The 7,189-nt window shown below is 70.0% G+C and carries 7 protein-coding genes; 3 read left to right on the top strand and 4 right to left on the bottom strand.

The window, feature by feature from the left end:
* Positions 1-98: 98 nt before the first annotated feature.
* The 3 genes from VPH61_RS06900 to VPH61_RS06910 are packed head-to-tail and all read right to left on the bottom strand — an operon-like array spanning position 99 to position 3,954.
* Positions 99-1,034, bottom strand: coding sequence for an NUDIX hydrolase (locus VPH61_RS06900; protein WP_332062768.1), 936 nt, complete (start codon positions 1,032-1,034; stop codon positions 99-101).
* Positions 1,031-3,223, bottom strand: coding sequence for an RNA degradosome polyphosphate kinase (locus tag VPH61_RS06905; RefSeq protein ID WP_332062769.1), 2,193 nt, complete (start codon positions 3,221-3,223; stop codon positions 1,031-1,033). Before VPH61_RS06905 ends, VPH61_RS06900 begins: the two co-directional genes overlap by 4 nt.
* A gap of 44 nt (positions 3,224-3,267) precedes the next feature.
* Entirely contained in the window at positions 3,268-3,954 is a 687-nt protein-coding gene (locus tag VPH61_RS06910; RefSeq protein ID WP_332062770.1) for a response regulator transcription factor, read from the bottom strand.
* Between the two features lie 76 nt (positions 3,955-4,030).
* Here VPH61_RS06910 and VPH61_RS06915 point away from each other — a divergent pair, with 76 nt between their 5' ends.
* The 3 genes from VPH61_RS06915 to ygfZ all read left to right on the top strand — a co-directional run bounded on the left by VPH61_RS06915 (position 4,031) and on the right by ygfZ (position 6,274).
* A complete protein-coding gene (locus VPH61_RS06915; protein WP_332062771.1) occupies positions 4,031-4,345 on the top strand; it encodes a hypothetical protein in 315 nt (104 codons plus the stop codon).
* Positions 4,346-4,499: 154 nt separating this feature from the next.
* Positions 4,500-5,108, top strand: a complete 609-nt coding sequence (locus tag VPH61_RS06920) for an FABP family protein (protein ID WP_332062772.1) — start codon at positions 4,500-4,502, stop codon at positions 5,106-5,108.
* Positions 5,108-6,274 carry a CAF17-like 4Fe-4S cluster assembly/insertion protein YgfZ gene (gene ygfZ, locus VPH61_RS06925; protein ID WP_332062773.1) on the top strand — a complete coding sequence of 389 codons (1,167 nt, stop codon included), beginning with the start codon at positions 5,108-5,110 and terminating at the stop codon, positions 6,272-6,274. The genes VPH61_RS06920 and ygfZ overlap by 1 nt, the downstream gene beginning before the upstream one ends.
* Before the next feature lie 138 nt (positions 6,275-6,412).
* On the opposite strand, the gene VPH61_RS06930 is transcribed toward ygfZ, so the two are convergent.
* On the bottom strand, positions 6,413-7,042 hold the full coding sequence (locus tag VPH61_RS06930) for a hypothetical protein (RefSeq protein WP_332062774.1): 630 nt from the start codon (positions 7,040-7,042) through the stop codon (positions 6,413-6,415).
* Between the last annotated feature and the right edge of the window lie 147 nt (positions 7,043-7,189).

Genomic DNA, 7,189 nt, shown 5'->3' on the forward strand with positions numbered 1-7,189 from the left:
ACGGTAAACAGCAGGTGAACGACCGCTGTCGCGCTGGACTCACCCAGGAGATTCCCGGCTTCAGGCGCGCCAGCGCCGTCTCGAAACCCACGGGGACGCTAGGCGCGCGGCGCGTGGGTCTCGATCGCGATGATGCCCGAGCCCGGGCTCGTGGCCGAGAGGTGCACGACGCTGAACGCGCCGGTCTCGAGCCCCGCGGCATCCGTCACGTAGGAACCGAGCGGTGTGCCGGTCGCGAGCGCCACCTCGCGCATGATCTCGGGCAGTACCGGCCCGTGGCTGCAGATGATGGCGCTCTTGCCGGCGCGCACGCGCTTGCCGACCACCCGTCGCACCTCGTCGCTTCCTGCCTCCCACGCGTCTTGACTGATGCCGGCGTCGCGCTTGATCTCGAGGCCGGTGGCCGCCGCGAGGGGAGTGACGGTCGTCACGCAGCGCACGGCCGGGCTCGACACGATGCGCTTCGGCGCCCACGCGCCGAGCGTCGCGACGAGGCCCGCGGCCTGTTCGACGCCGCGCTCGGTGAGCGGCCGGGTCGCGTCGTCGCCCGACCACGAGGAGCGGCCCACGGCCTTGCCGTGCCGAACGAGGGCGAGGGCGAACGTCGAGGTGACGTCCTGATCGAGGAGCTTCGCGAAGACATCGAGGATCTCGACGTCGGGCTCGTAGCTGAGGTAGCCCCGTGCACGCTTGATGGTGACCCACTCGAGCGCGGCGACCTCGGCGTTGGGCTTGAAGGTCGAGCGCTGCACCGCCCGGTCGCTCACCTCGGCTGCCCAGTAGTGCACGATCTTCTCGCGGCCGCTCGGCAGCGGGTATCGGGAGACCCCGAGCGGCACGCCGAGGGCGACCGCGAGTCCGGTCTCCTCCGCGATCTCGCGCACGGCGGTCTGGGGGAGAGACTCTCCGGGGTCGACCTTGCCCTTGGGGATCGTGACGTCGCCGTACACGGTGCGGTGGATGACCAGCACGTGCACCTTGCCGTCGATGAGGCGCCAGCAGACGGCCCCTGCGGCGTAGATCGCCGTCGTCACCGCCGGGAACCCGATCGCGGGCGCTGCCCAGAGCGGGTGCGCTGGCCGATCTGCTGCATGAGCCTATTCTGCATGTCGTCGAGCGGATGCCCCGCCTCGTCGGTCGCGTGGCGCACCCATGCGCCCGAGCCGTCGAGCCACCAGGAACTCGTGGTGTCGGCCATGGCGAGGTCGAAGAGCGCATCGATCTCGGTCAGGTGGTTCGGGTCGGCCAGGCGTACGAGCGCCTCGACGCGGCGGTCGAGGTTTCGATGCATCATGTCGGCCGAGCCGATGTAGACCTGCGGATCGCCGTCGTTGAGGAACGAGAAGATGCGCGAGTGCTCGAGGTAGCGGCCGAGGATCGAGCGCACCCGGATGTTCTCACTGAGCCCGGGGATGCCGGGCCGGAGGCTGCAGATGCCGCGCACCCAGACCTCGACCGGTACTCCGGCGTTCGACGCCCGGTAGAGGGCGTCGATGATCGCCTCGTCGACGATCGAGTTCACCTTGATGCGGATGCCGGAGGGCAGACCGGCCTCGGCGTTGCGGATCTCGCCCGCGATGAGCTTCAGGAGACCCTTGCGCAGGTGCAGCGGGGCCACGAGCAGCCGCTTGAACTTCTTCTCGATCGCGTAGCCCGAGAGCTCGTTGAAGAGGCGGGTCAGGTCTTTGCCGACCTGGTCGTCGGCGGTCAGGAGCCCGAGGTCTTCGTAGATGCGACTCGTCTTCGGGTTGTAGTTGCCCGTGCCGATGTGGCTGTAGTGGCGCAGGCCCCCCTTCTCCTGCCGGATCACGAGGGCGAGCTTGCAGTGCGTCTTCAGCCCGACGAGGCCGTAGACGACGTGCACGCCGGCCTTCTCGAGCTTGCGCGCCCACGAGATGTTGGCCTGCTCGTCGAAGCGCGCCTTGATCTCGACGAGGGCGAGCACCTGCTTGCCCGATTCGGCGGCGTCGATGAGCGCCTCGACGATGGGGCTGTCGCCCGAGGTTCTGTAGAGCGTCTGCTTGATCGCGAGCACGTCGGGGTCGGCGGCGGCCTGCTCGAGGAAGGCCTGCACGCTCGTGGCGAAGGACTCGTAGGGGTGGTGCAGCAGCACGTCTTGACGGGAGATCGCGGTGAAGACGTCGGCGCGCAGGTTCGAGTCGCTCGGCTGCAGCTGCAGCGCTGTCGTCGGCACGTGCGTCGGGTAGTGCAGTTCGGGGCGGTCGAGGCGGGAGAGGTCGAAGAGGCCGCCGAGGTCGAGCGGTGCGGGCAGGCGGAAGACCTCCTGCTCGGTGACGTCGAGCTCGCGCACGAGGAGCCCGAGCGTCACGTCGTCCATGTCGTCGGTGATCTCGAGGCGGATGGGCGGGCCGAACCTGCGGCGCAGCAGCTCCTTCTCGAGGGCCTTGATGAGGTTCTCGGTCTCGTCCTCCTCGATCTCGACGTCTTCGTTGCGGGTCACGCGGAAGACGTGGTGCTCGACGATCTCCATGCCGGGGAAGAGGTCGCCGAGGTGATTGGCGATGAGGTCTTCGAGCGTGATGTAGCCGGCGTCTTCGATCGACTCACTGGGATCGACGCGCACGAACCGCGGCAGCATCTGCGGCACCTTCACGCGCGCGAACTCCTGACGGCCCGTGCGGCTGTTGCGCACGCGCACCGAGAGGTTCAGCGAGAGCCCGGAGATGTAGGGGAACGGGTGCGCCGGGTCGACCGCGAGCGGCATCAGCACGGGGAAGATCTGCTTCGAGAAGTAGTCGCGCAGGTGCTCGCGTTCGACATCGCCGAGCTCGGCCCACGTGATGACGCGGATGCCGGACTCGGCGAGTGTGGGCTTGACGAGCTCCTGGTAGACGGCGGCGTGCCGCTCCTGCAGCTCGTGCGCCTTCGACGAGATGTCGCTCAGCACGTCGAGCGGCGAGCGGCCGACGTTCGAGGGCACCGCGAGGCCCGTGACGATGCGGCGCTTCAGCCCGGCGACCCGCACCATGAAGAACTCGTCGAGGTTCGAGGCGAAGATCGCGAGGAAGTTCGCCCGTTCGAGCACGGGGACCCGCGGGTCCTCGGCGAGCTCGAGCACGCGCTGGTTGAACGCGAGCCAGCTGATCTCGCGGTCGAGGTAGCGTTCGGATTCGAGTTCGGGCGCGCCTTCGAGGTCGAACGGCTCGAAGTCGTCGTCGAAGTCGCTCGACGTGCGGTCGTCGAGGATGCTGTCGGCGGTCATCCTGACATCATGCCACCGGGGTGTGTCCGGCAGATGGCGTTCGGTCAACGCGCAGGGACGGAGGCGTCGTCCTCGTCCTCGTGCACGTTGAACCGGTAGCCCACGTTCCGCACGGTGCCGATGAGGCTGTCGAGGTCGCCGAGCTTGGCCCGCAGCCGCCGCACGTGCACGTCGACGGTGCGGGTGCCGCCGAAGTAGTCGTAGCCCCACACCTCGCTCAGCAGCTGCTCGCGGGTGAAGACGCGTGACGGGTGCGCGGCGAGGAAGCGGAGCAGCTCGAACTCCTTGTAGGTGAGGTCGAGCGTGCGCCCGCGCACCTTCGCCGAGTAGCTCGCCTCGTCGATCACGACGCCCGAGGTCTGGATGCGTTCGCTCGGCTGCGACGACTGCGCGCGCCCGATCGCGAGCCGGATGCGGGCATCGAGCTCGGCAGGCCCCGCGTGTTCGAGCACGACGTCGTCGATGCCCCAGTCGGGCGTGACCGCGGTGAGCCCGCCCTCGGTGACGATCAGCACGAGCGGCACCGAGAGGCCCGTGGTGCGAAGGATCTGCGAGAGCGCCTTCGCGCCGGCGAGATTGGTGCGGGCGTCGAGGAAGACGAGATCGGAATCCGGCGCTCTGACCAGCTGCTCAGGCGAAGCGGGAATGATCCGCGTTCGGTGAGTCAGGAGTGACAGGGCCGGAAGAACATCATCGTTGGCTGCCGGCGACAAGATCAGCAGCTGCGCCACGCATACCCTCCAGTAGTAAGGTGCGGTCAATACTACGGGACGCGAAGCGGCGCTCCGCGACACGAACGGGGAGACGATGACAGACCAGACCGACACGAGCAGCGGATGGCTCGGGATCGCGATCGTCTGGGCGATCGCGCTCATCGGGGCCGTCGTGGTCGTGGCGCTCGCCTATTCCGGAACGGCCGCGTGGTTCGGCGACGCCTCACGGCTCGGCGTCTACGGCGCGCTCGGCATCGTGCTCGCGGCATCCGTCATCGCAGCCCTCATCGTGCAGCTCGCGACGCGGCGCCCCGAGGGGTTCGTGATGCGCGTGAGCTGGAGCGTCACGGGTGCCGCGGCGATCGTCGCGATCGCCGCCCTCGTGGTCGCGCCCCTCGCGGCCTCGTGAGCGGGATACACTCGAAGCATGTCTGAGCTGCTCGCCCTCGAACTCCTCTTCATCGGCCTGCTCGGTCTCGCGAGCCTCGCGATCGCGTGGATCAGCGGAGTGGTCGTCTACAAGCTCTTCAAGGGCCAGCGCTAAGCGCTGCTGACTCGTGGCCATGATCGATCTCCCGGTCGACCTTCCGGCGGAACTCGTGCCGCTCTCCTGGCTCCTCGGCGTCTGGGAGGGGTCGGGCGTCATCGACTACACCGTGGGCGACGAGTCCGTCACCCACGAGTTCGGCCAGCGCGTGAGCTTCAGCCACGACGGCCTGCCGCACCTGAACTACACCTCGTACACCTGGTTGTTCCCCACCGAAGAGGGCGGTGAGCCGACGCCGCTCGTCACCGAGACCGGGTACTGGCGCCTCGCCCGGCCGCTCGGCGAGGGTGATCAGGGGCCTGCGATGCTGCCGGCGCGCGGCGAACCGAAGTACGCCGACGCCGAGTCGGTCGAGTCGCTCCGCAACGCCGACGGCGGTTTCGACATCGAGGTGTCGCTCGTGCACCCCGGCGGGGTCAGCGAGCTCTACCTCGGCCAGGTCAAGGGCCCGCGCATCGATCTCGCGACCGATGCGGTCATGCGGGGCAGCGGCGCGAAGGACTACTCGGCGGCGACCCGCCTCTACGGGCTCGTCGACGGGCACCTGCTCTGGGCGTGGGACATCGCCGCCCTCGGACAAGACCTGCGCACCCACGCGTCGGCCAGGCTCGCGAAGGTCGACTGATGACCGAATCCCCGTTCCTCGCACTCCCCGGCGCGGTCGCCGCACCGGCTGAGAGCGTCGACGCCGGCGTCGCCGGCCACTACGGCAACCCCATCATCGAACAGCGCCACCTCGAGCGCGGCGACGCGATCGTCGATCTCTCGAACCGCGGCGTTGTGACGGTGACCGGCCCCGACCGACTCTCGTGGCTGCACTCCATGGCCAGTCAGGCGCTTGTGCGCCTGCAGCCCGGCGAGGGCACCGAGGCCCTGCTCCTCGATGCCTCGGGCCGGGTCGAGCACGCCGCGCATGTGATCGACGACGGCGAGACGACCTGGCTCGTCGTCGAGGGCGACGAGGCCGCGGCCGTGGCCGCCTTCCTCGACCGCATGCGCTTCATGCTGCGCGTCGAGGTCGCCGACGCGAGCGGCGACCTCGCCGTGCTCGGCGCCATGTCGACGGCGGCGCTCGACGCCGCCGTCCAGGCCTACGCCCCGGCGGGCGTCGCACTCGACTGGGTCGACCCGTGGGCGCACCTGCAGCCCGGTGGGCACCAGTACGCGAACGACACCGGCCACCCGGCATCCGACTGGCGCTGGATCGAACGCATCGTGCCGCGCACCGCGCTCGCCGAAGCGGCCGCGGCCGTGCGCTCGGGCGCGGTCGACGCGGCGGGCTCCCTGGCCGCGGAGGCGCTGCGAGTCGCCGCCTGGCGCCCGCGGCTCGCGACCGAGGTCGATGAGCGCACGATCCCGCACGAGCTCGACTGGCTGCGCAGCGCCGTCGACCTCGGCAAGGGGTGCTACAAGGGCCAGGAGACGGTCGCCAAGGTGCTGAACCTCGGCCGGCCGCCGCGCCGGCTCGTGCTGCTCCACCTCGACGGCAGCGACACCGTGCTGCCCGCGCCGGGCGACGAGATCGTCGGCGAGAAGGTGCGGCCGGAGCCGGCAGCGGGCGAGGCGCCCGAGCGCAAGGTCGTCGGTCGCATCACGACCTCCGTGATGCACCACGAGCTCGGGCCGGTCGCGCTGGCCGTCGTCAAGCGCGCGGTGCCCGCCGACCTGCCGCTCATCGTGCTGAGCCACGGCACCGAGGTGGCAGCGGCGCAGGTCGAGATCGTGCCCGCGGATGCCGGCGCGGCGGTCGAGGTGCCGCGGCTTCCCCGACTCGGCGTGCACAAGGGCTGATTCCGCGCCTCGAGGGAGTTCGAGCGAGCGGATGCCGCTGCGCCGTTGTGTGCCGGAATGCGCCGAACGGGCGGGCACGACTGGTTCGTCGTGCCCGCCCGTCGGATGGTGTTGGGTGTCGCTTGTTCTCCGTGCTGCTTATTCGAAGAGGGAGAGGGTGAGGTTGGCGGTGTAGTCGCCGGCGGCGACGGTGGCGGGGGTGCGGAGGGAGAGGTTCGCGTTCGCGGTCCACTGTCCTTCGGGGGCGACCTCCGCGGAGTCGAGCACCATGGCGAGGAGTTCCTGGTCGACGAGGCCGACGTTGTTCCCGGGGAGGGTCTCCTCGTCCATGACGGTGACCACCTCGCCGCCCTCGGCGACGAGGCCGTTCTCGCCACTGTCGACGTTCGGGGTCCAGCCCAGGTGTCCGGCGCTGATCGGGGCTTGTCCGGCGCTGCCGATGAAATCGCTCGAGGAGCCGAGGACGGCCCAGCCGACGCCTGCGGGGATGTCTTCGGCATTGCGGGTGTCGGTGACGGTGACGGTGGGCAGTGCGCCGGTGAACTGGCGCACGGTCGCGTCGGAGCCGTTCTCGGTGAGGGTGGTGGTGGACCCGGCAACGCTCATGGCGAGGACGCCGGGCTGGTTGATCTCGGCGATCGCGACGTTGACCGCGATGTCCTGTTCGCCCTGGCCTTCCTCGGCCATCGCGATGCCGGCGACGCCGACCAGCAGCACGGTGCCGACCGTGACCGCGGCGCAGCGTGCGACGATTCCTGACTTGCTCATCTCATTCTCTCCTTGCAGGTTCCCGGCACGTGGCCGGGCGGGGGTGGGGACTTTTCGGGGGGAGGGGGGGGGGGGGGGGGGGGGGGCCCCCCCGCCCCCCCCCCCCGGGGGGGGGGGCGGCGCGCGCGGGGGGCCCGAGGCGGCACC

The organism is Agromyces sp. CCNWLW203, assembly GCF_036576125.1.
Lineage (GTDB): Bacteria > Actinomycetota > Actinomycetes > Actinomycetales > Microbacteriaceae > Agromyces.

Bases quoted from the DNA above. Each gene is read 5' to 3' on its own strand.
- VPH61_RS06905 (WP_332062769.1), bottom strand. From the start codon at position 3,223: ATGACCGCCGACAGCATCCTCGACGACCGCACGTCGAGCGACTTCGAC.
- VPH61_RS06920 (WP_332062772.1), top strand. From the start codon at position 4,500: ATGATCGATCTCCCGGTCGACCTTCCGGCGGAACTCGTGCCGCTCTCC.
- VPH61_RS06915 (WP_332062771.1), top strand. From the start codon at position 4,031: ATGACAGACCAGACCGACACGAGCAGCGGATGGCTCGGGATCGCGATC.
- VPH61_RS06930 (WP_332062774.1), bottom strand. From the start codon at position 7,042: ATGAGCAAGTCAGGAATCGTCGCACGCTGCGCCGCGGTCACGGTCGGC.
- ygfZ (WP_332062773.1), top strand. From the start codon at position 5,108: ATGACCGAATCCCCGTTCCTCGCACTCCCCGGCGCGGTCGCCGCACCG.